The sequence below is a fragment of the Sinorhizobium chiapasense genome, assembly GCF_036488675.1.
Taxonomy (GTDB): domain Bacteria; phylum Pseudomonadota; class Alphaproteobacteria; order Rhizobiales; family Rhizobiaceae; genus Sinorhizobium; species Sinorhizobium chiapasense.
Map to the genome: position 1 here is coordinate 1,383,000 of NZ_CP133148.1, position 25,531 is coordinate 1,408,530.

General features: G+C 60.0%; 19 protein-coding genes. 16 read left to right on the plus strand and 3 right to left on the minus strand.

The genetic code is table 11. From position 1 onward, the window contains the following. Positions 1–222: 222 nt before the first annotated feature. The 6 genes from bamA (at position 223) to lpxB (ending at position 7,115) form a co-directional block, all read left to right on the plus strand. Positions 223–2,553 (plus strand): outer membrane protein assembly factor BamA, encoded by a 2,331-nt coding sequence (bamA, locus tag RB548_RS06705; RefSeq protein WP_331374190.1) that lies wholly within the window; start codon positions 223–225, stop codon positions 2,551–2,553. A gap of 46 nt (positions 2,554–2,599) precedes the next feature. Next, positions 2,600–3,664, plus strand: a complete 1,065-nt coding sequence (gene lpxD / locus RB548_RS06710) for a UDP-3-O-(3-hydroxymyristoyl)glucosamine N-acyltransferase (protein WP_331374901.1) — start codon at positions 2,600–2,602, stop codon at positions 3,662–3,664. Then, positions 3,657–4,121, plus strand: a complete 465-nt coding sequence (gene fabZ / locus RB548_RS06715) for a 3-hydroxyacyl-ACP dehydratase FabZ (RefSeq protein ID WP_136504485.1) — start codon at positions 3,657–3,659, stop codon at positions 4,119–4,121. Before lpxD ends, fabZ begins: the two co-directional genes overlap by 8 nt. Positions 4,122–4,123: 2 nt before the next feature. Continuing rightward, positions 4,124–4,936: an acyl-ACP--UDP-N-acetylglucosamine O-acyltransferase gene (lpxA, locus tag RB548_RS06720; protein ID WP_408642399.1), complete on the plus strand. Its 813-nt coding sequence runs from the start codon at positions 4,124–4,126 to the stop codon at positions 4,934–4,936. 5 nt (positions 4,937–4,941) lie between these two features. Further along, the gene (locus tag RB548_RS06725; RefSeq protein ID WP_331374191.1) at positions 4,942–5,808 is read left to right on the plus strand and encodes an LpxI family protein; all 867 of its coding nucleotides are present in this window, start codon (positions 4,942–4,944) and stop codon (positions 5,806–5,808) included. Between the two features lie 125 nt (positions 5,809–5,933). Continuing rightward, on the plus strand, positions 5,934–7,115 hold the full coding sequence (gene lpxB, locus RB548_RS06730) for a lipid-A-disaccharide synthase (RefSeq protein ID WP_331374192.1): 1,182 nt from the start codon (positions 5,934–5,936) through the stop codon (positions 7,113–7,115). Positions 7,116–7,145: 30 nt separating this feature from the next. Here the strand turns inward: lpxB and gltA are convergent, their stop codons facing one another. Then, on the minus strand, positions 7,146–8,435 hold the full coding sequence (gene gltA / locus RB548_RS06735) for a citrate synthase (protein ID WP_331374193.1): 1,290 nt from the start codon (positions 8,433–8,435) through the stop codon (positions 7,146–7,148). 356 nt (positions 8,436–8,791) lie between these two features. Here gltA and RB548_RS06740 point away from each other — a divergent pair, with 356 nt between their 5' ends. The 9 genes from RB548_RS06740 to exoR all read left to right on the plus strand — a co-directional run bounded on the left by RB548_RS06740 (position 8,792) and on the right by exoR (position 22,406). Beyond that, entirely contained in the window at positions 8,792–11,194 is a 2,403-nt protein-coding gene (locus tag RB548_RS06740; protein WP_408642412.1) for a ComEC/Rec2 family competence protein, read from the plus strand. Positions 11,195–11,375: 181 nt separating this feature from the next. Beyond that, a complete protein-coding gene (gene exbB, locus RB548_RS06745; protein WP_331374194.1) occupies positions 11,376–12,371 on the plus strand; it encodes a tonB-system energizer ExbB in 996 nt (331 codons plus the stop codon). Between the two features lie 4 nt (positions 12,372–12,375). Further along, positions 12,376–12,801 (plus strand): TonB system transport protein ExbD, encoded by a 426-nt coding sequence (exbD, locus tag RB548_RS06750; RefSeq protein WP_331374195.1) that lies wholly within the window; start codon positions 12,376–12,378, stop codon positions 12,799–12,801. Positions 12,802–13,124: 323 nt separating this feature from the next. Next, entirely contained in the window at positions 13,125–13,784 is a 660-nt protein-coding gene (locus RB548_RS06755; protein ID WP_331374196.1) for a protein-L-isoaspartate O-methyltransferase family protein, read from the plus strand. 280 nt (positions 13,785–14,064) lie between these two features. Continuing rightward, positions 14,065–15,435: an outer membrane channel protein TolC gene (gene tolC, locus RB548_RS06760; protein WP_331374197.1), complete on the plus strand. Its 1,371-nt coding sequence runs from the start codon at positions 14,065–14,067 to the stop codon at positions 15,433–15,435. Between the two features lie 176 nt (positions 15,436–15,611). Continuing rightward, positions 15,612–16,415 carry a PopZ family protein gene (locus RB548_RS06765; RefSeq protein ID WP_331374198.1) on the plus strand — a complete coding sequence of 268 codons (804 nt, stop codon included), beginning with the start codon at positions 15,612–15,614 and terminating at the stop codon, positions 16,413–16,415. 130 nt (positions 16,416–16,545) lie between these two features. Continuing rightward, positions 16,546–19,389: a valine--tRNA ligase gene (locus RB548_RS06770; protein WP_331374199.1), complete on the plus strand. Its 2,844-nt coding sequence runs from the start codon at positions 16,546–16,548 to the stop codon at positions 19,387–19,389. A gap of 484 nt (positions 19,390–19,873) precedes the next feature. Beyond that, positions 19,874–21,121, plus strand: a complete 1,248-nt coding sequence (locus RB548_RS06775) for an OmpP1/FadL family transporter (RefSeq protein WP_331374200.1) — start codon at positions 19,874–19,876, stop codon at positions 21,119–21,121. 478 nt (positions 21,122–21,599) lie between these two features. Continuing rightward, positions 21,600–22,406 (plus strand): exopolysaccharide production regulator ExoR, encoded by an 807-nt coding sequence (gene exoR / locus RB548_RS06780; RefSeq protein ID WP_331374201.1) that lies wholly within the window; start codon positions 21,600–21,602, stop codon positions 22,404–22,406. 13 nt (positions 22,407–22,419) lie between these two features. Here exoR and xth read toward each other — a convergent pair whose 3' ends face one another. Continuing rightward, entirely contained in the window at positions 22,420–23,211 is a 792-nt protein-coding gene (gene xth, locus RB548_RS06785) for an exodeoxyribonuclease III (protein WP_331374202.1), read from the minus strand. Positions 23,212–23,521: 310 nt separating this feature from the next. On the opposite strand from xth, the gene RB548_RS06790 reads away from it, so the two are divergent. Next, positions 23,522–24,985 (plus strand): phospholipase D-like domain-containing protein, encoded by a 1,464-nt coding sequence (locus tag RB548_RS06790; RefSeq protein WP_331374203.1) that lies wholly within the window; start codon positions 23,522–23,524, stop codon positions 24,983–24,985. A 139-nt stretch (positions 24,986–25,124) separates the two neighbouring features. On the opposite strand, the gene erpA is transcribed toward RB548_RS06790, so the two are convergent. Then, positions 25,125–25,457 (minus strand): iron-sulfur cluster insertion protein ErpA, encoded by a 333-nt coding sequence (erpA, locus tag RB548_RS06795; protein WP_225106111.1) that lies wholly within the window; start codon positions 25,455–25,457, stop codon positions 25,125–25,127. Positions 25,458–25,531 lie beyond the last annotated feature (74 nt).

Below are 25,531 nucleotides of genomic sequence, written 5' to 3' on the forward strand. Positions count from 1 at the left end.
AACCTTTCGGATATTGTGAACGAGCGACGCGCAATGGCTTGCGCGGCAAGGATTTGTTTACGATAAGTCGAATCCGTAGTGGCGGTTAAGCCACGGTTCGAATTGAAGTAAACAGAATTTAACTAGCTGGCTTGCTTGTATGGCAAAAGCGGGTAAAACGGCAACCGTGACCGGAGTCGGTACGAAATTGCCGCGGGACGTTGGGAAAAGGTAAGATTTAGCATGAAAGCTGGTTCAAGGTTTTTGAACGCGGTGTCGGCGTTTGCGCTGTCAGCAAGCATGGTTGCCACGGGTACCGGTGTTGGGGTGTTCGCAGGCACGTCCGTTGCACAAGCCGCGGTCATCAATCGGGTTGAAGTGCGGGGCGCAACGCGCGTAAGCGCGGACACCGTGCGCGCAAACATAACGATTGTCCCGGGTAGGAACTTCAGCAACGCCGATATCGATGCTTCGGTGAAGCGCCTTTATGCCACGGGATATTTCTCCGACGTGAGCATCAATGTCGCCGGCGGCACGCTCGTTGTCACCGTCAGCGAAAACCAGCTCGTCAACCAGGTCGTCTTCAACGGTAACCGCAAGATCAAGGACGATAAGCTCCAGGGTGTGGTGCGGACTCAGTCGCTCGGTCCTTACAGTGAGGCAACCGTCGAAAGCGATATCCAGGCTATCAAGGCCGCCTATGCTGCGATTGGTCGTAGCGACGTCACCGTCACGACGCAGGTCGTGCCGATTGCCGAAGGCCGCGTGAACATTGCCTTTGTCATCAACGAGGGCGAGCGCACGAAGATTTCCCAGATCAATTTCGTCGGCAACGAAGCTTACAGCGATGGCCGGCTGCAGTCGGTGATAGCGACCAAGGAATCGGGCATTTTCTCGTTCCTGACCCGTAAGGACGTTTACAATCCGGACAAGCTGCGCGCCGACGAAGAGCTGCTGCGTCAGTTCTATTACAACCGCGGCTATGCCGACTTCCAGGTTATCTCGTCCGACGCGACGCTGAATGAAGAGACCAACGAATACGCGGTGACGATCACCGTCGAGGAAGGTCCGCGGTACGACTTCGGTGCAGTCAATGTCGAGTCGACGGTCGAAGGTATCGACGCCGAAGAGTTGAGGGGGCTGATCCAGAGCCGGGAAGGTTCCGTCTATAAGGCGAAGGATGTTCAAGACACGATGAGCGAAATTTCGAAGCGTGTTGCTTCGGAGGGCTATCCGTTCGCTCGCGTGACGCCGCGTGGCAACCGTGACCTTGCCAATCACACGATCGCCGTCGACTATCTGGTCGACCAGGGTGAGCGCGCCTACGTCGAGCGCATTGAGATCCGTGGCAACACGCGCACGCGTGACTACGTTATTCGCCGCGAGTTCGACGTCGGTGAAGGCGATGCCTTCAACCAGGAGATGGTCGCTCGCGCTAAGCGCCGGCTCGAGGCTCTCGGCTATTTCTCGAGCGTAAACATTTCCACGCAGCCAGGCAGCGCTGCGGACCGTGTCGTGATCGTTGTCGATGTGCAGGACCAGTCGACCGGTTCGTTCGGCATCGGTGGTGGTTATTCCGCCGGCAGCGGCGGTGGCTTCCTCGTCGAAGCCTCGATCGAGGAAAAGAACTTCCTTGGTCGCGGGCAATATATTCGTCTTGCCGCCGGCAAGGGTGAAGACAGCCAAACTTACAACGTGTCGTTTACCGAGCCTTATTTCCTCGGTTACCGTCTGGCCGCGGGTTTCGATCTGTTCAAGAACGAAAACGACTTTGACGACGATAACTACAGCTACAACGACCAGGGCTTCAGCCTGCGCGTAACTGCGCCGATCACGGAGGCCCTGTCGACGACGCTGCGCTATAACTACACGGAGTTCGAATACTTCGGTGACAAGGACGAGTTGTCGACGCCCTATGACCGCGCGATCGATGGCAGCCCGTGGACCCGCTCGTCGATCTCGCAGTCGGTCACCTACAACACGCTGGATGACGCTCAGCTTCCGCACGAGGGTATCCTCGCGTCGGTCACGCAGGAATTCGCCGGCCTTGGCGGCACGTCCGATTTCTACAAGCTGACGGGTAAGGCCAAGTGGTATTACACGGTGAACGACGAGGCAGACATCATCGCATCGCTCAGCGGAAGTGCTGGTCACTTGTTCGAGACGTCCGGTTCGATGGAAGTCTTCGACCAATTCCAATTGGGTAGTAACGATATCCGTGGCTTTGAGCGCAACGGTCTCGGTCCGCGCGTCAACAACGGCGACGCGCTGGGCGGTACGACCTACTTTACGGCCTCTGCGGAAGCGTCGTTCCCCTTGCCTGGTATCCCACGTGATAGCGGTTTCCGCGGTGCGCTGTTCGTCGATGCCGGCACGCTTTATGGCAACGACGTCGACGTTGGTCCCGGCGAATCCGTTCGTGGTGACGATGCCTCGTTGCGCGCCTCTGTCGGTGTCGGCCTGATCTGGGCGTCGCCCTTTGGTCCGCTGCGTGTGGATTACGCTGTCCCGGTCGCGAAGGAAGATTTCGACGAAATCCAGAACTTCAAGTTCGGCATTAACTCGTCGTTCTGATAAAGAGCAGTCCAGAACTGCTGTCCAAAATCGTTCTGGAGTGTCTATGGAACAGAACTGGTTTTTTCCGCCCCATCAAGGGATTCGTTTGGGTGACCTGGCGAATCGGATTGGGGCGGAGTTGTCGGATGCCGCTGCGGCGGATCGCTTGATCCACGCGGTCGCGCCAGTTTACCGCGCCAAATCGGGCGATGTCTGCTATATGCTTTCGCGTAAGAACCGCGACGAGCTGAACGATTGTCATGCCTCGGCAATCATTTGCGACAAGGCGATATCTTCGATTGTTCCGGATCACGTTCCGGTTCTCCTGACCGCGAAGCCGCATACGGCCTTCGCTCTCGCGGGCGCCCTGCTCCATGAAATGGCCATGCGCCCATCCTACAACACAAGCGAGCGGGGCATCGCTGCGGGTGCGTTTGTCGATCCGACAGCCCGACTCGAGGCGGGTGTAGATATTGAGCCGATGGCGGTGATCGGTGCCGGCGCCGAGATCGGCGGCGGAACGCGGATTGCTGCGGGAGCCGTCATCGGGCCGAATGTCCGAATTGGCCGTGATTGCACGATTTCCGCCGGAGCCAGTGTTCTTTGTGCGCTGATCGGCAACAACGTCATCATTCATCCCGGCGCGCGCATTGGCCAGGACGGCTTTGGCTACGCACCAGGCCCCCGGGGCGGAATGATCAAGATCGTTCAGGTCGGTCGCGTGATCATCCAGGATCACGTCGAGATCGGTGCCAACACCACAGTCGATCGCGGCACCATGGATGATACCGTGATCGGCGAGGGCACGAAGATCGACAACCTCGTCCAGATCGGGCACAACGTCCGCATCGGTCGCTATTGCGGCATCGTCAGCCAGGTCGGCATCGCCGGTAGCACGAAGATTGGCGACGGCGTGATGATCGGCGGCGGAACCGGCGTCAATGGCCATATCACGATCGGAGATGGCGTGCAGATCGCCGCGATGAGCGGTGTGGCGAGCGACGTGCCGGCCGGAGAGCGCTACGGCGGCATTCCCGCACGCCCGATGCGGGATTTTCTCCGTGACATCGCCGAGATGGCGATGCGCGCCAGCGAACGACAGAAGAACAAGGGTGGCAAGGATGAATGAGGCTGCAACGGTACTCGGCACGGCGGATATTCAGGAAATCCTGACACTTCTTCCCCATCGCTACCCATTCCTGCTTGTCGATCGCATCATCGCGATCGACTCCGACAATTCGGCGATCGGGATCAAGAACGTGACGGCGAACGAACCGCATTTCACGGGACATTTTCCGGAAAAGCCGATCATGCCGGGCGTACTGCTGATCGAAGGCATGGCGCAGACCGCCGGCGCCATCTGCGCCCGCAAGACCGGGATCGGCGACAACCTCGTGTACTTCATGACCATCGACAATGCCCGCTTCCGCAAGCCCGTCGTGCCGGGAGACCGGGTCGAATTCCATGTCGTGAAGCAGAAGCAACGTGGCAATATCTGGAAATTTCACTGTGATGCAAAAGTTGACGGGCAACTTGTCGCGGAAGCTGATATCGGCGCGATGATTGTCAGCAAGGAAGACGCCTGAAAATGATTGCATCGACTGCCAAGATCCACCCGTCGTCTGTTATCGAAGATGGGGCGGTGATCGGAGAGAACGCGAAGGTCGGTCCGTTTTGTCATATCGGGCCGAACGTCGTTCTGGGAGAAGACGTCGAACTCCTGAGCCACGTCGTTGTCATCGGGCGTACGACGGTCGGCAAGAGGACGAAAATCTTCCCGTCCGCCGTCATCGGCGGTGACTCGCAAAGCGTGCATCACAGCGCCTTGAACACGACGCTGGTCATTGGCGAGAACTGCACCATCCGCGAAGGTGTGACGATGAACACGGGCACCGTTGAGCACGGGGGCACCACTGTCGTTGGCAACAACAACCTGTTTCTTGCCAATTCTCACGTCGCGCACGATTGCCGGCTCGGAAATAATATCATCCTGTCCAACAATGTGATGCTGGCGGGGCACGTGATCGTTGGCGACCGCGCCATTCTCGGCGGTGGGTCGGCGGTTCACCAGTTCACGCGCATTGGCAGGCAGGCCTTTATCGGAGGGCTCTCGGCCGTCAGCTACGATGTCATTCCTTATGGTATGCTCAACGGCAACCCCGGCGTTCTGAGCGGTCTCAATGTCGTCGGCATGACGCGCGCTGGCATCGAGCGCGCGACGATCCATGCCGTGCGGCGGGCGTACAAGCAGATTTTCGAGGGTCCGGAATCGATCCGTGCCAATGCTGCGGCGATCCGGCAGGAGTACCTCGATTGCGCGCCGGCGCTCGAGATCCTCGATTTCATCACCGCAGAAAGCGATCGCGCGCTGTCATCGCCGAACCGCGGCAATAGAGGTTGACTGCAGTGGTAGCCCGCACCCTGCCGGGTACAGGGGGCAGGTTGGCGATCATTGCCGGCGCCGGCGCGCTGCCGCATCACGTGGCGGAGGCCGCGCGGCGACAGGGCGAAGATCCCTTCATAATTGCGCTGTCGCGCGAGGCGGACGCCGACTGGACGGGGTTCGACCACTCCATTCTGGCAATCGGCGATTTTGCCGGGATCAGCCGAACCTTCGAGAAAGAGGGCATCGATCGCGTTGTGCTCTCCGGCGGGGTTCGACGTCGACCGGAATGGCGTGATATCCGCCCCACCTTAAGGACACTCGCCACGGTCCCGAGCGTGCTTCGGACTCTGATGTCTGGTGGTGACGACGCGGTCTTGCGAATGGCAATGGATCTCATCGAAGCGAGTGGCGCCCGCGTCATCGGCGCACAGGAGGTCGTGCCCAATCTTCTCGCAGACACCGGGCCGCTCGGAGCCCACATGCCGACGGATGACGATCGGCGGGACATAGAAGCGGGGATCGCCGCTGCCAACGCACTGGGGGCGCTCGACGTCGGGCAGGGCGCCGTCGCCGTCGGCGGCAGGGTGGTCGCACTCGAGGGCGCTGAAGGCACTGATGCGATGCTGGCTCGCGTTGCCGCGCTGAAGGTGGAGGGGCGGGTCTCGACCCGCCGTCGCGGGGTTCTCGTCAAGCTTTGCAAGCCGCAGCAGGATGAACGCGCGGATCTACCCTCTATTGGTCCCTCCACGGTCGCCGGCGCCGAGGCAGCAGGCCTTGCAGGCATCGCGGTCGAAGCGGGCAGGGCACTTGTTCTCGAGCGTTCGCAGCTCGTCGAGAAGGCGGATAAGGGTGGCCTGTTCATCCTGGGTGTCGAGCGTGGAGGCTAGAGCGGGATGAGGAAAAGAGTGTTCGGTTTTCCGCCCGCATCCCGCTCCAACTCTTTAGGATCGATGACGTTTATGATTCTGGGTCGGTTCGGCCCAAGATCATCGTGATCAAGGAGCCGTCGACGATGGGCAAGGGCTACAAACTGGCCGTAATAGCCGGAGAAGTCTCCGGAGACTTGCTCGGTGCCGATCTGGTGCGCGCACTTCGCCCCCGCCTTGGAGGCTCGCTTGAACTCGTCGGTGTCGGTGGCGAGGCGCTCGAAGCCGAGGGGCTGACATCGCTGTTCGACTATTCCGAATTGTCGATCATGGGCTTTTCGCAGGTCCTTGCACGTTTGCCGAAGCTCATCCTGCGCATCCGCCAGACAGCGCGCGCAATCATCGCGGCTCGGCCGGATGCATTGCTGATCATTGACAGCCCGGATTTTACCCATCGGGTGGCGCGGCGTGTACGCACCGCGCTGCCACATCTGCCGGTGATCAATTACGTTTGCCCGAGCGTCTGGGCGTGGAAGCCCGAGCGCGCGCCGCGCATGCGTGCCTATGTCGATCACGTGCTCGCGGTCCTGCCGTTCGAGCCGGAGGTGATGCGCGCGCTCGATGGCCCGCCGACTACCTATGTCGGGCACCGCCTTGCGTCCGACATCAATGTATTGGCGGTTCGCGCCCGCCAGCGCGAAAAACAGCAGGCGGAACGGCCGCAGGGGCCCGCGACCTGTCTCCTGCTTCCGGGGTCGCGCGGGAGCGAAGTCAGCCGCCTATTGCCGATCTTTGGTGAGACCGTCGAGGAACTGGCGGCGCGCCATCCACGCACGCGCTTTCTGCTGCCGACTGTTCCCCGGCAGGAGCGGCGCGTGAAGGAACTGACGGCATCGTGGAAGGTGCAGCCCGAAATATCGGTTGCGACGGACAGGAAGTGGGAGGCCTTTGAAAAGGCCGATGCCGCGCTTGCCGCTTCCGGAACGGTCGTTCTCGAGCTGGCGCTTGCCGGCATTCCCGTCGTTTCAACCTACAGAGCCGATTGGCTCGTCAGTTTCCTGCATTCTCGGATTCGGATATGGACGGCGGCACTTCCAAACCTCATCGCCGATTTTCCCGTCGTACCGGAATATTTCAACAAGACGATCCGGCCAGCGGCGCTGACGCGTTGGTTCGAGCGGCTTTCGAGCGACACGCCACAACGGCGTGCGATGCTTGACGGTTTTGCCATCGTGCAACAGCGCATGGCTACCGACCGCCCGCCCGGCGACAAGGCCGCGGAAATCGTCTTCGATTATCTCGAAAGGAAAAAGCCCGGCCATCTCTGACCGGGCTTCTTGATTTAAAGGGATATCCGCTCAGCGCTTCGAGACGGGGACGTAGTCGCGCTGCGGCGCACCGACATAGAGCTGACGCGGGCGACCGATGCGCTGTTCCGGGTCCTCGATCATCTCGTTCCACTGCGCGATCCAGCCGACGGTGCGGGCGAGGGCGAAGAGCACCGTGAACATGGTGGTGGGGAAGCCCAGTGCCTTCAGCGTGATGCCGGAATAGAAGTCGATGTTCGGATAAAGCTTCTTTTCGATGAAATATTCATCGGTCAGCGCGATGCGCTCGAGTTCCATCGCCACTTCGAGCAGCGGATCGTCCTTGTGGCCGAGCTCGGCGAGAACCTCATGCGTCGTCTTCTGCATGATCTTCGCGCGCGGATCGTAGTGCTTGTAGACGCGATGGCCAAAGCCCATCAGGCGGAACGGGTCGTTCTTGTCCTTGGCCTTGGCGATATATTCCGGAATGCGGTCGACCGTGCCGATTTCCGCGAGCATGTTGAGTGCCGCCTCGTTGGCGCCGCCATGCGCCGGTCCCCAGAGGCAGGCGATGCCGGCCGCGATACATGCAAACGGGTTTGCGCCCGACGAGCCGGCGAGGCGGACGGTAGAGGTCGATGCATTCTGTTCGTGATCGGCGTGCAGGATAAAGATCCGATCCATCGCGCGCGCGAGAACCGGGTTCACGACATATTCCTCGCAAGGAACCGCAAAGCACATGCGCAGGAAGTTCGACGCGTAGTCGAGGTCGTTCTTCGGATAAACGAACGGCTGGCCAATGTGATATTTGTAGGCCATGGCGGCAATCGTCGGCATCTTCGCGATCATGCGCAGCGACGCGACCATGCGCTGGTGCGGGTCGGTGATGTCCGTCGAGTCGTGATAGAAGGCAGACAAGGCGCCGACGCAGCCGCACATGACGGCCATCGGGTGCGCGTCGCGACGGAAGCCGGTGAAGAAGCGCGACATCTGTTCGTGGACCATCGTGTGGTGGGTCACGCGATAGTCGAAGTCGTCCTTCTGAGCCTTGGTCGGTAGTTCACCGTAGAGGAGCAGGTAGCACACTTCAAGGAAGTCGCCGTGCTCGGCAAGCTGTTCGATCGGATAGCCGCGATGGAGAAGCACGCCCTCGTCACCATCGATGTAGGTGATCTTGGATTCACACGACGCCGTCGACGTAAAGCCGGGATCGTAAGTGAACATCTTCGTCTGCTTGTAGAGCGATCCGATATCGACGACGGCCGGCCCAATGGATCCCGATCGCACTGGCAGTTCCGCCGATTTTCCATCGAATGTTACAACCGCGCCTTTTTCTGTCATGGGAGCCTCCGTCTTATGGCAACGTGACACAGCGAAATGCCACGAAAATTGAACGTTGCGAATTTGCTATATGATTTATTTTCGACTGCCAAGCTGTACGAAAGGCAAATTGGTGCGATGCGAAAACGTGCATATGGCGACGCAATAATCGCATGTTATGGGCAGATGTCCAATCAGATCAATGATCGTTAATCTGATAATGCGGTACCATTCTATATAGCTGTGCTGATTTTTTGTGCAGTTTATCTTCCGGTTGCAATGTGGCGACGTTGACTGCAGGATCGGCCGACAGCCGCAGTGGGGTAGAGCGGACGGGAATGGGGACGGAAGAGCGAGGGCCGACGACGCGCGACGCGATGTACTGTGCATCGCCTTTTATCGGCAGCCAAGTCGCCGTTCATGCCACCGACGCGCTGATAATGCGGGCCAGTCGCCGGCTGTCACTAGCACTGAATGGTTCGCCACTGGGGTACAGGATCCCTGCGGCTGCCGCTTCGATCGTCCGGCGATTGCGCGCTGCCGCAGAGGAGGAAGCCGATTTTGGGCACGGCTTCGTGCTGATCCCGGTGCTTCTGACGCTCGGCTCCCTCTTCTGGTTCGCGCTGCCGTATGACGTCGGAATCGCCAAACTTGCACCGCTGCTTTGCGTTTTCGGCATATCGGCGCTTCTCTGCCGAGGGGGCTTCGCGCCTTGGCGACCGATCGCGGTCGTGCCGTTCGCCGTCGTTGCCGGCATGTTGCTGGCAGCCGCGGAGACCGCGCGCCTCGGCACGGTCATTCTCGATGACCCGGTGACGACGAGCATTCGCGGAAGCGTGTTGTCGCGCGAGCAGGATGATAAGGGGCGTTGGCGATATCTGGTCGAGATCGAGGAAACGTCCAGACCGCGGCTGCGCAGGCCGCCCGCGAGGGCAACACTGCTGGCGCGAAGTCGCCACGAAGGGCTCCCGGTCGGGGCGATCATCGAGGGAAAAGCGCGCCTTTCTCGGCCTTCGGGACCCGCGCTGCCCGGCTTGAACGATTTTGCCTTCGACGCCTTCTTCAAGGGCGTTGGAGCGGTCGGGTTTTTCTACGGCGCTCCACGACAGATGCCGGACGCCGATGTTGCCTCGTCTCGCAGCGACACGTCGTCGTTGGCCCAAGGCAAGGCTTTTCTTGCTGGCGTGCGTGAAGCCGTTGGAGACCGGATCCGCACTGTGGTCGGCGGCGATACGGGTGCGATTGCGGCGGCGCTCATCACTGCCGAAGAGCGAGCCATCAGCCGCGATACCGTCGAAACCCTGCGAGCCGCCGGCCTGTCGCACGTCCTGGCTATTTCGGGGCTGAACATGGTCCTGGCGGCAGGGACCTTTCTCGTTGGCGCGCGGACGCTGCTAAGCCTGGTTCCGGGTCTCGCCGAGCGGCTGCCGGTCAAGAAGATCGCCGCAGCGGGCGCCCTGGTGATGGTCCTGCTCTATATACTGATCGCCGGTGGTGCAGTCTCGGCGCTTCGCTCCTGGATCATGATCTCCATCATGCTCGTGGCAGTCTTTTTCGACCGCGTTTCGATCAGCCTGCGGAATGTCGCCCTGGCGGCAATCGTCATTATCGCCTGGACACCGTCCGCGGTTGCCGGGCCGGGCTTTCAGATGTCCTTCGCGGCCACCCTGGCCCTTGTGGCGGGCTACGCTCGCTGGCGCGAATATCGAATGCGGGAACGGGAGAGCATGACTGGCGGGCACCGCTGGGAGCCGGCGTCCAATTTTGCCATAGGCAGCGTCGCCACGTCTCTCATCGGCGGCTTGGCGACGGCAGTCTATGCCGCCGCCCATTTTCATCGGTTGCCGGCCTATGGATTGATCGCCAACGTCCTCGCCACGCCATTGATAAGCATTCTCATCATGCCGTTCGGCTTGTTCGCCATGCTGCTTATGCCGTTCGGGCTTGAATACTATCCCCTGGCGGTGATGGGGCAGGGGCTGGATTGGATGCTCGCGGTGGCGCGCTACGTAGCGTCGTTCGATGGAGAGTGGGTGACGGGGCGGGTGGGCGCGACCGGTTTTGCGCTGACGGCGTTCGGCGGCATTGTGCTGTGTGTGCTGCGAACGCGGCTGGCGCTCTTTGGTGCGGTATTGATCGTGTTCGGCGGCACGGTGATCGCCTGGGAGCGCCAGGCCCAACGTCCCTCGGTCGTGATATCGGAAGATGGCCAGTTGGTTGGGCTGATCGCCGAAGACGCCATCGCCACCAACCGGCCCCGGCCGCCGGACTTTATCTTCTCGCAATGGCAACGGGCGCTTGCCGTCCGCAATCATGTTGCGCCTGTCGTCGAAATTTCCTCCGCTTCAGCTGCAAAATCGGAACCGCGTAGCCATACGGAAAGCGCAGCGAACGTGGCTGAAATCCTGTCGTCCGTCAAAGCGGGCGGCTTTCTCTGCCGCAAGGGCGAATGGTGCGTCGGCCGCAGCCACGAGGGCTGGACCATCGCCATCGTCGACGCCCCCGAACTCTTTCCGTCCTTATGCGAGGCAGCAGACATCGTCATCGCAGCCACCCGTCGGCCGTTGCCGGCCTGCAGATCGAGCCGGGCACTGATTGTGACAGCCGAGACTCTGCGGCGAAGCGGCGCGATCGAAATTTATGTCGATGAGACCCAGGCCGTAGCGCCGCCCCGCATGCGGGTGGCGAATTCGTTCGCGTCCACTGAGAGGCCATGGCAACGTCATCGCCGGTATGACTGGCGCAGCAACGACTTCCACGACGAGCAAGGCACTCTCTAGACTTGCCCGATAGCGTCGGAAGATGCGACCGGGTCATTATTCTTGATTATTTTACTCCACAAATCCTTGCCATTCGGTCATAGTTCGTCGTAAAGAGCCTGCGAAGGCACGCAGGCTTGGCCGTCCCCTGGTTGCATCGCAGCCAGGCGGCAACACAGGCGCACAATATGTGAGGAACGAGATGTCACACCGGACCCGGCCGCAATTGATTCTGTTGTTGGCGGCAACGCTCGCCATTTCACTTGTCGGCGCGGTTTCGACAGGCTTCGCCCAAGCGGTGCGGCAAGATCCCTCCGCAGCGGTTGCCGGGCAAACACAGGACGCGGCGGCGCCCGCCGTTACGGGACCGGCTGCCACCGACGGCGGCCAAGCGAGTGTCCCGGCTGCGCCAGCGCAGCCTGCGTCTGTCGACGCGTCGGGCGCAAGCGCCAATCCGGTCCTTCCGCATGATCTTTCGCCGATCGGTATGTTTCTTGCTGCCGATATCGTCGTCAAGAGCGTGATGATCGGCCTGGCGCTGGCATCGGTCATCACCTGGGCGATCTTCCTGGTGAAGACGATAGAACTCGTCGGTGCAAAATCACGGCTGAAGCGCGCGGTCCGAGTGCTCAGCGCAGCGAACGGCCTCGCCGAGGTCAAGATCGGGGTCGACCGCAAGGCCGGCGTTGCTGCGGAAATGGTCGCGGCAGCGGTCGACGAAATGGCCCGTTCGGAGGCGGTTCTGGATCATGCGCCGGCCACCGGCATCAAAGAGCGCGTGTCGTCACTACTCGGCCGCATCGAGATTCGCGCTGGCAAGAGGATGAGCGGCGGCACCGGCATTCTGGCATCGATCGGCTCGGTTGGTCCCTTCGTCGGGTTGTTCGGTACGGTTTGGGGGATCATGAATTCGTTTATCGGCATCAGCAAAGCGCAGACGACCAACCTGACGATTGTAGCGCCCGGTATTGCCGAGGCTTTGCTGGCGACGGCCATCGGCCTCGTCGCGGCCATCCCAGCGGTGGTGATATACAACTACTTCGCCCGGTCCGTGGGCGGCTACAAGCTCATCCTGGCGGATGCGGCAGCAGCGGTGGAGCGATTGGTGAGCCGCGACCTCGACCATCGACATGTGCGCAAGACGCAGCCGCACAGGCGCGACGGCTATGTCGACGCTTCGATAACCAGGATCGGATAAGGCGATGGCGGGAAGGATTTCCGAAAGCGGCGGCGATCTCGACGAGAACAGCGAGATCAACGTGACGCCCTTCATCGACGTCATGCTCGTCCTGCTGATTATCTTCATGGTTGCTGCCCCCTTGGCGACCGTCGAAATGAAGGTCGACCTGCCGCAATCCGTGGCCAAGCCCACGCCAAGGGACGACAAGCCGATTTTCGTGACGCTGAAGTCGGACTTGACGCTGGCGATCGGCAACGAGGAAACGGCGCGCGAAAGCTTCGTTTCGGAACTCAATCGGATAACCAACGGGAGCACCGAAACACGCGTGCTGCTGCGCGCGGATCGCTTGGTCGATTACGGCGAACTGATGACGGTGATGAATCTCATTCAAGGCGCAGGCTATGGCAAGATCGCCCTTGTCGGTCTCGAGGCGGCGCCCGGGCGCTAGGCACCCGCAGCCCTTGGCTTTGTTGTCGCGACGCTCCGAGGGAGTGTTTAATTGAAAGCGAATCTTTGAGCGATCCGCTCTGAGTGGCCGCCCGATTACCAGGCACGTCGTTGCCCTCTTTCGTTACAGAGATGCTGCGGTTTTTGTCATGAGCCGTTGCCATCCTTCCCTTTTTGCTAGCCGAAATGCCGCTGTCGCTTGAAACCGGCGGTGCGCCGATTTATGAGCTTAGGCAACGGGCTGCGCATCGGCAGCCAGATGCAAGATCGCGCGGAATTCCCGGACACCGGCGCCGCGCCTATCCGGGACACGAGGGCAGTATCATGAACTTCGAAGCAGCGCGCATTAAGATGGTCGACAATCAGGTCCGGACCACGGATGTGACCTCCCATTCGGTGCTGTCCGCCTTCCTTTCCGTTCCTCGCGAGGAGTTCGTGCCCGCGAAATTAAAGGAACTGGCCTATATCGATGCCGACATCGAACTCGTTGGCGGCACCGAGCCGCGCTATCTGATGGAGCCATCGCCGCTTGCAAAGCTGTTGCAGCTCGCCGGTATCTCCAAGTCTGACGTTGTGCTCGAGATTGGTTGCGGAACCGGTTACGCCTCGGCATTGCTATCTCTGATTGCCGGCTCGGTCGTCGCATTGGAGAGCGACGAGGGGCTGGCCGCGACGGCGACGGCGACGCTCGCGCGCCTGGGCTATGACAATATTGCGGTGGTGACCGGTAATCTTGCCGAAGGCTACGCCGCAGAATCGCCCTATGACGTGATTTTCGTCAACGGCGCCGTGGAAACGATACCCGCTGGCCTTTTCGGGCAACTGCGCGACGGCGGGCGCCTCGTGGCGGTTGAAGGATTTGGTAACGCATCTCGTGCGAAAGTTTATGTGCGCGGATTCGGCAGGATCTCGGAACGGTCGGACTTCAACACGGCCGTCAAGCCTCTTCCCGGGTTTCGCCGCGAGCGTTCTTTTATTTTCTGAGGCACCTCATATTGGTGACGCTCAACATAGAAGTGTTGTCACCAAAATCGCAATGTTGCCAATTGGCAACGTATCCTCTGTTTCTTTTTGAAATGACTGCTGAGAGCGTCAGTGGACTGTTGTCGCAAGACCGAATCCGGGGTTCAAAGAGCGCAGGGGTAGTGATTTGCTCGCCAACGGGTGGCACGAGCACGTCACCTCGGTAGTTGTGCAGGCCGCCCGGAGCGGACTTGCTGGTATTTGCGGGGCGGCGCAGCTGCCTCGGCTGATCGGAGGGAAGATGGTGTCGATTGTCCGCAAAGCAGCCTTGTGGGCGGCTGTCTCGACCAGTGTGCTGATCGCGCCGCACGCGGCGCTCGCAGAGACGATCGCCGGCGCAATGGCGAAGGCCTATGCGAACAACCCGGATCTCAACGCCGCACGCGCCGGACTTCGCGCCACCGATGAAGGGGTTCCGATCGCCAAGTCCGCCTTCCGGCCTCAGGTTGCGGCCTCCGCGACCGGCACGCTGACCCGTTCAGACATTGAGAAAACCGGCACGCTCGATACGCACAGCGGTCAGATCGGGATTAGCATCACCCAGATGATTTTCGACGGATTTCAGACGCTGAACAACGTCAGAGCCGCCGAATCGAATGTCTTCTCCAGCCGTGAGACGCTGAAGGCGAACGAGATCCAGATCCTCCTTGCAGCGGCGCAGGCCTATGCCAACATCGCACGCGACCAGCAGGTCGTTTCAATTCGCAGGCAGAACCTTGCGTTCCTTAGAGAACAGTTGAACGCCTCGCAAGCTCGCCTCGAGGTCGGTGAAGGCACCCGCACGGATGTGAGCCAGGCGGAGGCGGAACTCGCCAACGCGCAGTCCTTGCTGGTAAGCGCGATCGCCCAGTTGAAGCAGAGCGAAGCGGTCTACGTGCAGATTGTCGGCGCGGCTCCCGCGGGAATCAGGCAGCCGGCGCCGGCCAGCAAGAGCATGCCGAGATCCCTCGATCAGGCCGTGGCTACAGGCTTGCGGGAAAATCCGCAGATTTTGGCTGCGCAATACGCCGTCGATTCGGCAGGCTTCCAGGTGAAGTCGGCAGAAGGCACGATGCTGCCCGGCGTCGTCCTGCAGGGGGCGGTGACGCGCAACACCGGCAATGTCGGCAGCGGCTTGGACGATACCACCGCGAGCGTAACAGCGCGGCTGGAAGTGCCGATCTATCAGGGCGGCGCTGAATATGGACAGATCCGCCAGGCGAAGGAAATCCTGGGACAGCAGCGGATCCTCGTCGATTCCGCGCGCGCTTCAGTTCAACAGACCGTCGTCTCGGCCTACGCCCAGCTTGATTCCGCTCTCGCCCGAATCACCGCAAGCCGGTCGCAGATTTCGGCTGCCAATCTCGCCCTCGAGGGCGTCATCGAAGAACGAAAGGTCGGCCAGCGCACGACACTCGACGTGCTCGACTCACAACAGGACGTTCTGGACGCGCAAGAGGCGCTCGCTGGCGCGCAGCGCGACGCCGTCGTCGCGAGCTATTCGCTGCTCGCCGCCATGGGCCGGTTGACTGTCAAGACGCAAGGTCTCGCGGTTGCCGAATATCGCTCCGAAGAGCACTACGAAGCCGTCAAGGACAAGTGGTTCGGTTTGCGGACCGTCGATGGCCGCTGAGCGCATGTTATCGCGCGGGGGCAGACGGCATCTGCCCCCAAAAACAAATCTGTGCAAGAATCTCCATGGTTGATTCGTGACGTTTGTTTCGTTCGCGAACTCACCTAAGGTCTGTTTGAAATCGGCACGCGGACGCTTTGCAAGTCCGTGATTGGCCGCACCAAACGAGGATGGAAATGGCACAGCTCAATGTCGCGCGTGAACCTTCGATGGACGAGATTCTGGCGTCCATTCGCAAGATCATCGAGAACAACGAGCCTGGGCAGATAGGGTCCTCTGTCCGGCACGAGTTCGAAGACGAAACCGATGACGACATCGAACTGACAATCGACTCGGAAATCGAGGCCGCCGCGTTTGGCGCATCCGAAGAGCCCCGTCCGTCGACAAAGACGCAGCCCTATGTGTCTGCTGCCGATGCAACCGGCAATACGGCAGAAACCCAGGCTTCGCCGCAGCCGCCGCTTTCCCTCGCCGACGTCGCGGCAAGGGTGAGAGCCGCCTCCGAACGTCACGCGGTGAACTATGCTTCAAAGGATCACGTCGGCCCGGCCCCTACGTCTCCGGTGCAGGATAATCCGGTAATTACTTCGCGAATGGCGGCGGTCTCTTCGCCTGCGACTCCGGTAAACGCGGGCGTCAGGAAGTCGGAAGACGAGCCTGTCGGGGATGTTGCTGCAGAGCGGATGGTTCCCGAGCCCGGCGCGTCGTCACAGGCGGCGACCATTCGGGAGAAAGTGGCCGACACCGAAGAGACGCCGCTGGGCGCGATCGTGTCGCCGGCGGTCAGCCGCCAGGTGGCGCGCTCATTCGAAGACCTTGCCCATGCTGTCGAGCAGGGACCCAGGCGTTCCTTCGACGAGATTGCGGAAGCGATGCTTCGACCAATGCTGCAGGAGTGGCTGGATGATAATCTGCCAACCTTGGTCGAGCGTTTGGTGCGCGAGGAAATCGAACGCGTCGCGCGCGGTCCTCGTCGCTGACGCGGGCTTCTGCGGAGAGCCAAAGTCGCGGGCGTAATCGCTTGCGGCTTTTTTGCCGTTTGTGTTGACTTGCGCTGGGCCTTCCGGTTTACAAAACGCTGACATCAATCTCCAAAAAACTGGCCGAAAAATGCTTGATAAGACCTACGATTCCGCAGCCGTCGACCCGCGTATCGCCAAGAAGTGGGACGAAGAAAACGCGTTTCGTGCGGGCGCCGGCTCAAAGCCCGGCGCCGACAGCTTCTGCATTGTGATTCCGCCGCCGAACGTGACGGGCTCGTTGCATATGGGCCATGCGCTGAACAACACGCTGCAGGACATCATGGTGCGTTTCGAGCGTATGCGCGGTAAGGATGTGCTCTGGCAGCCGGGCATGGATCACGCCGGCATCGCCACGCAGATGGTCGTCGAGCGTCAGCTCGCGCAAAGAAAACTGCCCGGCCGGCGCGATATGGGGCGCGAGGCGTTCGTCGAAAAGGTCTGGGAGTGGAAGGCCGAGTCCGGTGGTCTGATCTTCAACCAGTTGAAGCGGCTGGGGGCGTCGTGCGACTGGTCGCGCGAACGCTTTACAATGGACGACGGTTTGTCCGAGGCCGTAATCGAGGTCTTTGTCAGCCTCTATAAGGAAGGCCTGATTTATCGCGACAAACGTCTTGTCAACTGGGACCCGAAGCTGCAGACGGCGATCTCGGATATCGAAGTCGAGCAGGTCGAGGTCAATGGCCATCTCTGGCATTTGCGGTATCCGCTGGAAGAGGGCGTTACATACCAGCATCCCGTGGCCTTTGATGAAGACGGCAACGCGACGGAATGGGAGACCCGCGACTATCTCGTCGTTGCCACGACCCGTCCGGAGACGATGCTCGGCGATACCGGCGTTGCGGTTCATCCGGATGACGTTCGCTATAAGGGTATTGTCGGCAAGCACGTAATCCTGCCGATCGTCGGGCGACAGATTCCGATCGTTGCGGATGAATACCCTGATCCGGCGACTGGCACCGGCGCCGTCAAGATGACGCCGGCCCACGACTTCAACGACTTTGATGTAGGCAAACGGAGAGGGCTTCGCCAGGTCAATGTCCTGACGGCGGACGGGCGGATCACGATCAAGAACAACGAGGACTTCCTTGAAGGCCTCGATCACCCGGCTGCGCTTCACGGCGCCTGGGATCAGCTCGAAGGCAAGGACCGTTTCGAGGCCCGCAAGCTGATCGTCGAGATCCTCGAAGAGGCGGGGCTCGTCGATCACATCGAGCCGCACAGGCACACCGTGCCGCATGGCGACCGCGGCGGCGTGCCGATCGAGCCGCGGCTGACCGAGCAATGGTATGTCGATGCCAAGACCTTGGCCAGGCCCGCGATCGCCGCGGTCAGGGAGGGCCGGACCAACTTCGTTCCGAAGAGCTGGGAAAAGACCTATTTCGAATGGATGGAGAACATCCAGCCCTGGTGCATTTCGCGCCAGCTCTGGTGGGGGCATCAGATACCCGCGTGGTACGGTCCCGACGGCCAGATCTTCGTCGAGAAGACGGAGGAGGAGGCGCTGCATGCCGCGATCCAGCATTACATCGCGCATGAAGGGCCGATGAAGGCCTATGTCGAAGATCTTCTCGAAAACTTCAAGCCGGGCGAAATCCTGACGCGCGACGAGGATGTGCTCGACACATGGTTCTCGTCGGCGCTCTGGCCGTTCTCGACGCTCGGATGGCCCAACGAAACGTCGGAACTCGAAAGATACTACCAGACGGATGTTCTGGTGACGGGCTTCGACATCATCTTCTTCTGGGTCGCCCGCATGATGATGATGGGTCTTCATTTCATGAAGGACGCCGACGGCACGCCCGTCGAACCGTTCCACACGGTTTATGTCCACGCGCTCGTTCGCGACAAGAACGGCCAGAAGATGTCGAAGTCGAAAGGCAACGTCATCGATCCATTGGAACTGATGGACGAATATGGCGCCGACGCGCTGCGCTTCACCTTGGCGATCATGGCGGCGCAGGGGCGCGACGTGAAACTCGACCCGGCCCGCATTGCCGGCTACCGCAACTTCGGCACCAAGCTCTGGAATGCCACGCGTTTCGCCGAGATGAATGGCGTGACGAGCAGCGAAGGGTTCATTCCCGAAGCTACGTCGCTGACCATCAACCGCTGGATTCTGACCGAGCTTTCGCGAACGATCCGCGACGTGACGGAGGCGATCGACGGATACCGCTTCAACGAAGCGGCCGGCGGCCTCTATCGTTTTGTCTGGAACCAGTTCTGCGACTGGTACCTTGAATTGCTGAAGCCCGTTTTCAACGGCGACGACCAGGAGGCCAAGCGCGAGTCGCAGGCCTGCGTCGCTTACGTATTGGACGAGACTTACAAGCTCTTGCATCCGTTCATGCCCTTCATGACGGAGGAGCTTTGGGAGAAGACCGCTGGCCCCGGACGCGAGCGTGATACGTTGCTGTGCCATGCCGAGTGGCCCTCCGCTTTCTACGCGGATGATGCCGCCGCCGACGAAATCAACTGGTTGATCGATTTGGTCTCGGGCATTCGCTCGGTGCGGGCGGAAATGAACGTTCCGCCGGCGGCGACGGCGCCGCTCGTGATCGTCGGTGCAAATGGACTGACGAGCGAGCGCCTTGACCGGCATGCCTCCGCAATAAAGCGCCTGGCGAGAGTGGAGAGCGTTGAGCACGCTGCTGTGGCGCCGCGCGGCAGCGCCCAGATCGTCGTTGCCGAAGCGACCGCCTGCCTGCCGCTCGGCAACCTTATCGATCTTGCGGCAGAGAGGATCCGGCTGGAGAAGGCAATCGCCAAGGTTGAGGTCGAGCGCGAGAGAATTCTCGTCAAGCTCGCCAACGCGAAGTTTGTCGCCAACGCGAAGGCCGAGTTGGTCGAGGCGGAGCGCGAAAGGCTCGTGGAACTGGACCAGCAAAAGGATTCGCTTGGGGTCGCGCTCAGCCGCGTGTCGGAAGCGGGTTAAAGCAAGGAACAGGCAACGTATTTTCGCCTGGAGTTTCGTCGCTTTACCACAATATGCAGAAGAAATCGCAATCCGCGGTAGAAATGCCGCGGATTTTCTATTCTGTACCAGGATATTCGAATCAGCCGTGGATCCAACGCGATTGAACGCTGCAATACACGCTTTAGTTTTATTGACCGCCTGTCCAAAGATGCTTGCGTCTTGATGGCGCAAAAAGCGAAATTGTTGTTCCTCGGTCACACTTCGGCGTAGAAGTGGAATATTTTTTTCAACTATCCCGTATGTTTGCCTGTCGGTTGGAAAACCGTTCCGGGATTCTCAGATTGTGTCTAGATCTTGAAATTCTTACGTAAATTTGATGGCCGATCCGCTGGCGAATCCCGTCAGTCCGCGGTTTGCCATTTCACGTAATCGTGAGGATACTCCCCGCCAAGCGCGACATGAGGTGGATTGTCGCACACTGAAAGTGCAGGGGAGGAGCTTAATGGCTCAAATTGGAATGAAGAAGGGCGTTTTGGCGATCGTCGCCGGAATGCTCGTGGTATCGGCTGCGCACGCTGGGGGGCTTGAGCGCAGCGGTTATAATATCGATCTGTTGTTCGACCCGTCGGATTATGCCGCCGAAGCAACGGCGACCTACGTCAATCCGCAGCGCGAACTGAACAACGTTACGGACATCAACCCTGCGAATGGTATCGGATCCAACGGGATAGGCGGCGGCAGCACCACCGTGGAAGATACCGAAAGTTATTGGGCGCCCCGCATAGGTGTAAAGGCTGGTTTGGGTGACAGTATTGACTGTATGGCGGACTACTCTCAGCCTTGGGGCGCCCACACCAATCCCGGCAAGAACTGGATGGGGGCGAACGACAATATTGAAACGAAGGTCGAAAGCGACAACTACGCGGCGACTTGCTCCTACAAATGGGAAATGGGGCCGGGCTTCGTTCGCGTTATTGGCGGTGGCTTCTACCAGGAAGTTAGTGGCTTCAAGGATCGGCTTGTCGCGCCGGCAATTGCAGTTGCGCCGCTGACCGGTATTGGTCGGCTCGAGCTCGAGGGCGACGGCTGGGGATGGAGGGCCGGTGTAGCCTATGAGATTCCGGAATACGCGATGCGCGCGAGTCTCGTTTACAACAGCAAGGTGGACCTGGACAATTTATCCGGATTCATCGACCTGACGCAGTTTGCATTTCCCACTCCGTTCGGCCCGATCAGGGGTACCAAGTACGACGTTTCCGGGTCGGCCTCGATGCCGGATTCGTTGGAGCTCAAGGTGCAGTCCGGCATCGCTCCCAACTGGCTGGCATTCGGTTCTGTGAAGTGGACCGATTGGAGCCAGTTGCAGGTACTTGAATTCTGCCCGGCGACGGTATCGCCACTCACGCCGTGCACGAGCCTTGATCTCTTGTATCGTGACGGCTGGACCATCACAGGCGGTATCGGTCACAAGTTCAACGACCAGTGGAGCGGCGCCCTCAGCCTTACGTGGGACCGTGGAACTAGTACAGGCGTCGGCACACAGACTGACACCTGGACCCTCGGCACCGGCGTATCGTACACGCCAACGGAGAATGTCGAACTCCGGCTTGCAGGTGCCGTCGGTATTCTGACAAGCGGCGAGTCCGGCCCGACGACCCACAATGGTGAGGTGTTCGGTGACGAGGTGACCTACGACTTCGACAACGATTTCGTCGGTGCGATCTCAACATCGCTAAAGGTCAGGTTCTGATCCCATCGATCGGAGTGTTTGAGGCCCGGTTTTCCCCGGGCCTTCCTTTTATCGGCGCGGGGTATTTTTCGGCTGACGGCACCACTTATGAGCGTTCGCGAATGTGACGATTCAGCAACACATTTGCTGCTATGGTTTGCTAGTATCGTGGCCGGTTCAACAATGTCCATTTCCCGCCACAAAATGAGAGCAGCGATGATAGCAGCAAATGTGCGATCGAGTGCAGTACCTGCGTTTTGAGGTGAATTGAGTTTGCGTGCTGTCATGACATCCCGTCGCAATTGGCATCAAACGCCTTGCCGATCGTTGGTCGGCGTTGGGGGAGGAGATGCGCGGGAAAATTTAGCGACAGATGCGCATGGTCTGAGCCTTGCTAGGGATTTGTGAGCACTCGAATGGCAAGCAACCGTGCACAGATTGATGTTTGCAGCGGTGGTGAGTTCGGCGTTGCCGGCTGGAACGGAAGAAATTGATTGTGATGCTCGCGGGTGAATTCAAGTCGCTTAGGGTTGCGGTACTCGGTGTGTCGCTGGCGGTTGGTGCCTCCACCGCAGGGCCGGCGCGAGCGTTCGATCCGGGAGCCGGCATTTCCAAGGAATCGGGCCCTTTTGCTCTCTTCAAGTTTGGCTTCTCCGCCTACAAGAACGGCAGGAAAGATGAGGCGGTCGAGGCCTATCGCTATGCCGCCGAAAAAGGGCATACGGGATCGCGCTGGGCGCTCGCAAATATGTACGCCTATGGCGACGGGGTCACCGAGAACGATCTAGAAGCGTTCAAGATCTACAGCGAAATTGCCCAGCAGGGCGTCGAACCCGGGTCTGAAGACACGGGTTATTTCGTCAATGCGCTGATCTCGCTTGCCGGATACTATCGGCGCGGCATTCCCGACAGCCCGGTGAAGATCGACCTGGCACAGGCCCGACAGTTGTATTTCCAGGCGGCGTCGACGTTTGGTGTCGCGGAGGCGCAGTTCCAGCTGGCGCGCATGCTGCTTTCGGGCGAGGGCGGCAACGTCAACGTTCAACAGGCCAAGAAATGGTTGAACCGCGCACGCAAGAATGGCCATGCCGGAGCCATGGGTGTTTTCGGAAACGTCATCTTTCAGGAAGGCCAGACCGTTCGTGGCCTTGCCTATATGACCGCCGCGCTCGACCAGTGTTCGCCGAAGGACAAGCCCTGGCTGCAGTCGATGCAGGAGCAGGCTTTCTCGCTGGCGACTGAAGACGACCGTCGCGTGGCGATCACCATGTCCCAGAACATGCACCTGCAGGGCGACGACGACTAGATCAGCCCTGCGGCTATGCCGGTTCGAAGGCGAATTCGCCTGCTACCGGCACATGGTCTGACGGTTTTTCCCAGGAGCGCACGTGCTTTTCTATCGACGTGGACAAGAGCTTGTCGGCTGCCTCGGGTGACATCATAAGGTGATCAATGCGAATGCCGAAATTTTTCGGCCAGCATCCGGCCTGGTAATCCCAGAATGAATAGAGCGGCACGTCGTCCGAGGTGGCGCGCACGGCGTCCGTGAATCCGAGATTGCGAAGGCGCCGGAAAGCCGCCCGCGTTTCCGGCAGGAAGAGCGCGTCGTTCTGCCAGACCTTGACGTCCCAGCAGTCGTGGGCTTCCGGTATGACATTGTAGTCGCCGGCGAGAATGAGCGGTTCTTCGAGCCTCAGCCTTTGCGCCGCGAAGGTCGCGAGACGCTGCATCCAACTCAGCTTGTAGGGGTATTTTTCGCTGTCGACGGGATTTCCGTTCGGCAGGTAGAGGCAACACACGCGGATCACGCCGTCCTTCACCGAGAAGACGCCCTCTATGAAGCGTGCCTGCTCGTCCAATTCGTCTCCCGGCAGGCCGCGGTTGACTTCGTCTGGCCGTATTTTCGAGAGCAGTGCAACGCCGTTGAAACCCTTCTGGCCGTGCGTTTCCACGTGGTAGCCGAGTGATTCGATCTCACTCCTCGGGAATGCCTCGTCCACTGACTTGATTTCCTGGAGGCAGGCAATATCCGGGTTCGATTCCTTCAGCCAGGCGACGAGGCCGTCGAGGCGCGCCTTGGCGCCGTTGATGTTCCAGGTGGCAATCTTCATGGGCCAGCATCGCCTTTCTTATCGCTGAATCCTTGCGGACGTTTCGTTGTAGCGGCTGCGGATTCTTTTGACAAATCCGATACCTGCAACTTCGGTGGCGCCTACAGCGCCGCGCGTCTAATCAGACGCGCAAAGGACGCTGCAGCACTTTGAGTTGCTGCATGTTTTTGTCCTTAAATCGGCTAAGATCTAAGGAAACATGCAGTAGAGACGCCATCGGACGCGGCGCGACCTCGCTCGCCGTCGCGTCGCATTTCTGCTCGCGGTTGCAGGAATTGATTCCGCCCTGTCTCGGTCTATAGTCCCGCGCATGATCGCGTTCGTCGAAAACTACTGGCCGCATTTTCTGGCGCTGCTTTCCTTCGCCTTGGGCATACCGGCGATCGTTCACGCAGCGATGACCAAGGACGATGTGCGTGCCGCCGCCGGCTGGGTCGGCGTCGTTCTCCTGTCGCCGGTGATAGGGGCGGTGGTCTACGCGGTTGCGGGCATCAATCGCATTCGTCGTACATCCATCGGCCTGCAGCGCTCGTTGTTGCGCCCGCGAGGTGCTGATCAATTCGGCCGTTACGACGTGACGCATGACGAAATCGCCAGCCGCTTCGGACATCGCTTCGCCGCAATGAAAATGCTGGGCGACAGGGTCGCGCGGCACGCGATGTCGACGGGAAACCACATTACCATGTTGGAAGGTGGTGACACCGTCTATGCCGCAATGCTTGAGGAAATTGCCGGTGCGCGCCGCAGCATCCTCATCGAAAGCTACATATTTGACAGGGATGCGATCGGCCTGCGCTTTGCCGATGCGCTTATCGCTACCGCTAAGCGCGGCGTCAGCGTCAGGGTTTTGATCGATGCGGTCGGCGCGCGCTATTCGGTGCCGAGCATCGTCAGCTATCTGAAGGAGGGCGGAGTACCGACCGCGGTCTTCAACGGCAACATCATCATGGGGCTGAGACTGCCCTATGCGAATCTCAGAACCCACCGGAAGATTCTGGTGGCCGATGGCGTTGTCGCGTTCGCCGGGGGCATGAACATTCGCGCAGGCTTCACGACCGAAGTGGCGGGAAAGGAGGCCTCGTTCGACACGCATTTCCGTGTCACAGGACCCGTTGTTGCCGACATTTTTCAGGTCGCTGCGGAGGATTGGCAATTTTCAAGCGGAGAGAGCCTCGAGGGCGACGAATGGAAGATCGGGGTGCCGGAGGACATACCGGATACGCCTCCGCTCCTCATGCGCGCGGTTCCGTCCGGACCGGACAGCACGAATGAGACCAATCACAAGATGCTGATGGGCGCCTTCTCGGTTGCGCGCAAGCATATTCGCCTGATGTCGCCGTATTTTCTTCCGGACAAGGAACTGGTCAGCGCCTTGGTGACCGCCGCCCGCAGGGGCGTGGAAGTGGACATCGTCGTGCCGGCAGTCAACAATCTGACGCTCATCGACAGGGCAATGACCGCCCAGTTCGACCAGGTTCTCAAGGGCCATTGCCGAGTGTGGCGGGCGCAGGGAGCGTTCAACCATTCCAAGCTGATGGTCGTCGATGAGCGTTGGACCTATGTCGGTTCGAGCAATCTCGACCCGCGCTCGCTGCGCCTCAATTTCGAATTCGATCTCGAGGTCCTCGACGACGCGTTCGCGCAGGCCGTCAGCAACAAGATCTGTGCGGCATTGACTTTGGCGCAGGAGGTTACCCTTGCGGGATTGCGCAATCAGCCTTTCCCGAATCGTCTGGCGAACCGCCTGCTTTGGCTGGGGTCACCCTACCTTTAGCCACTGCATGTATCCTTAAATCGAGCCGATTTAAGGATAAAACCTGCGGCAATTCAAAGTGCTACAGCGTCCTTTGTGCGTCTGGAAAGACGCACGGCGCTGCAGGCCTTGCTTGCGGGAGGTGAAGCGCTGACCTTCGTCAGATTGAAAAGCTCGTCCCGCAGCCGCAGCTTGCAACGGCATTCGGATTCTTGATCTGAAAGGACTGGCCGAGCAGGTTATCGACGAAATCGATTTCCGAGCCGCCCATATAGATGAGGGACAGGCTGTCGATCAGAACCTTGGCGCTTCCCTTTTCGAGCACCAGATCATCATCGTTTTCAGCGTCGACCAGATCGAATTTGTAGGAAAAACCGGAGCAGCCGCCACCTTCGACGGAGACGCGCATCGCGCTCTTGTTCTTCTCCGCCTGGAGAATTGCGGCGATGCGCTTGGCAGCCGCATCGGAAAGGGTGACTGTTTCCTGTGTCATCGGTGCCTCCTGCCGGGGTCAAGAACCGGAGAGATTCGTTTTCGCGCTTGGCCCCCAAGAGTTCAGCCGAAAAA

Coding starts and splice junctions, on each gene's coding strand:
- RB548_RS06755 (WP_331374196.1), top strand. CDS start 13,125: ATGAACTTCGAAGCAGCGCGCATTAAGATGGTCGACAATCAGGTCCGG.
- lpxB (WP_331374192.1), top strand. CDS start 5,934: ATGGGCAAGGGCTACAAACTGGCCGTAATAGCCGGAGAAGTCTCCGGA.
- bamA (WP_331374190.1), top strand. CDS start 223: ATGAAAGCTGGTTCAAGGTTTTTGAACGCGGTGTCGGCGTTTGCGCTG.
- RB548_RS06775 (WP_331374200.1), top strand. CDS start 19,874: ATGGCTCAAATTGGAATGAAGAAGGGCGTTTTGGCGATCGTCGCCGGA.
- fabZ (WP_136504485.1), top strand. CDS start 3,657: ATGAATGAGGCTGCAACGGTACTCGGCACGGCGGATATTCAGGAAATC.
- RB548_RS06765 (WP_331374198.1), top strand. CDS start 15,612: ATGGCACAGCTCAATGTCGCGCGTGAACCTTCGATGGACGAGATTCTG.
- exbD (WP_331374195.1), top strand. CDS start 12,376: ATGGCGGGAAGGATTTCCGAAAGCGGCGGCGATCTCGACGAGAACAGC.
- erpA (WP_225106111.1), bottom strand. CDS start 25,457: ATGACACAGGAAACAGTCACCCTTTCCGATGCGGCTGCCAAGCGCATC.
- RB548_RS06770 (WP_331374199.1), top strand. CDS start 16,546: ATGCTTGATAAGACCTACGATTCCGCAGCCGTCGACCCGCGTATCGCC.
- xth (WP_331374202.1), bottom strand. CDS start 23,211: ATGAAGATTGCCACCTGGAACATCAACGGCGCCAAGGCGCGCCTCGAC.
- gltA (WP_331374193.1), bottom strand. CDS start 8,435: ATGACAGAAAAAGGCGCGGTTGTAACATTCGATGGAAAATCGGCGGAA.
- RB548_RS06740 (WP_408642412.1), top strand. CDS start 8,792: ATGTACTGTGCATCGCCTTTTATCGGCAGCCAAGTCGCCGTTCATGCC.
- lpxD (WP_331374901.1), top strand. CDS start 2,600: ATGGAACAGAACTGGTTTTTTCCGCCCCATCAAGGGATTCGTTTGGGT.
- tolC (WP_331374197.1), top strand. CDS start 14,065: ATGGTGTCGATTGTCCGCAAAGCAGCCTTGTGGGCGGCTGTCTCGACC.
- lpxA (WP_408642399.1), top strand. CDS start 4,124: ATGATTGCATCGACTGCCAAGATCCACCCGTCGTCTGTTATCGAAGAT.
- exbB (WP_331374194.1), top strand. CDS start 11,376: ATGTCACACCGGACCCGGCCGCAATTGATTCTGTTGTTGGCGGCAACG.
- exoR (WP_331374201.1), top strand. CDS start 21,600: ATGCTCGCGGGTGAATTCAAGTCGCTTAGGGTTGCGGTACTCGGTGTG.
- RB548_RS06790 (WP_331374203.1), top strand. CDS start 23,522: ATGATCGCGTTCGTCGAAAACTACTGGCCGCATTTTCTGGCGCTGCTT.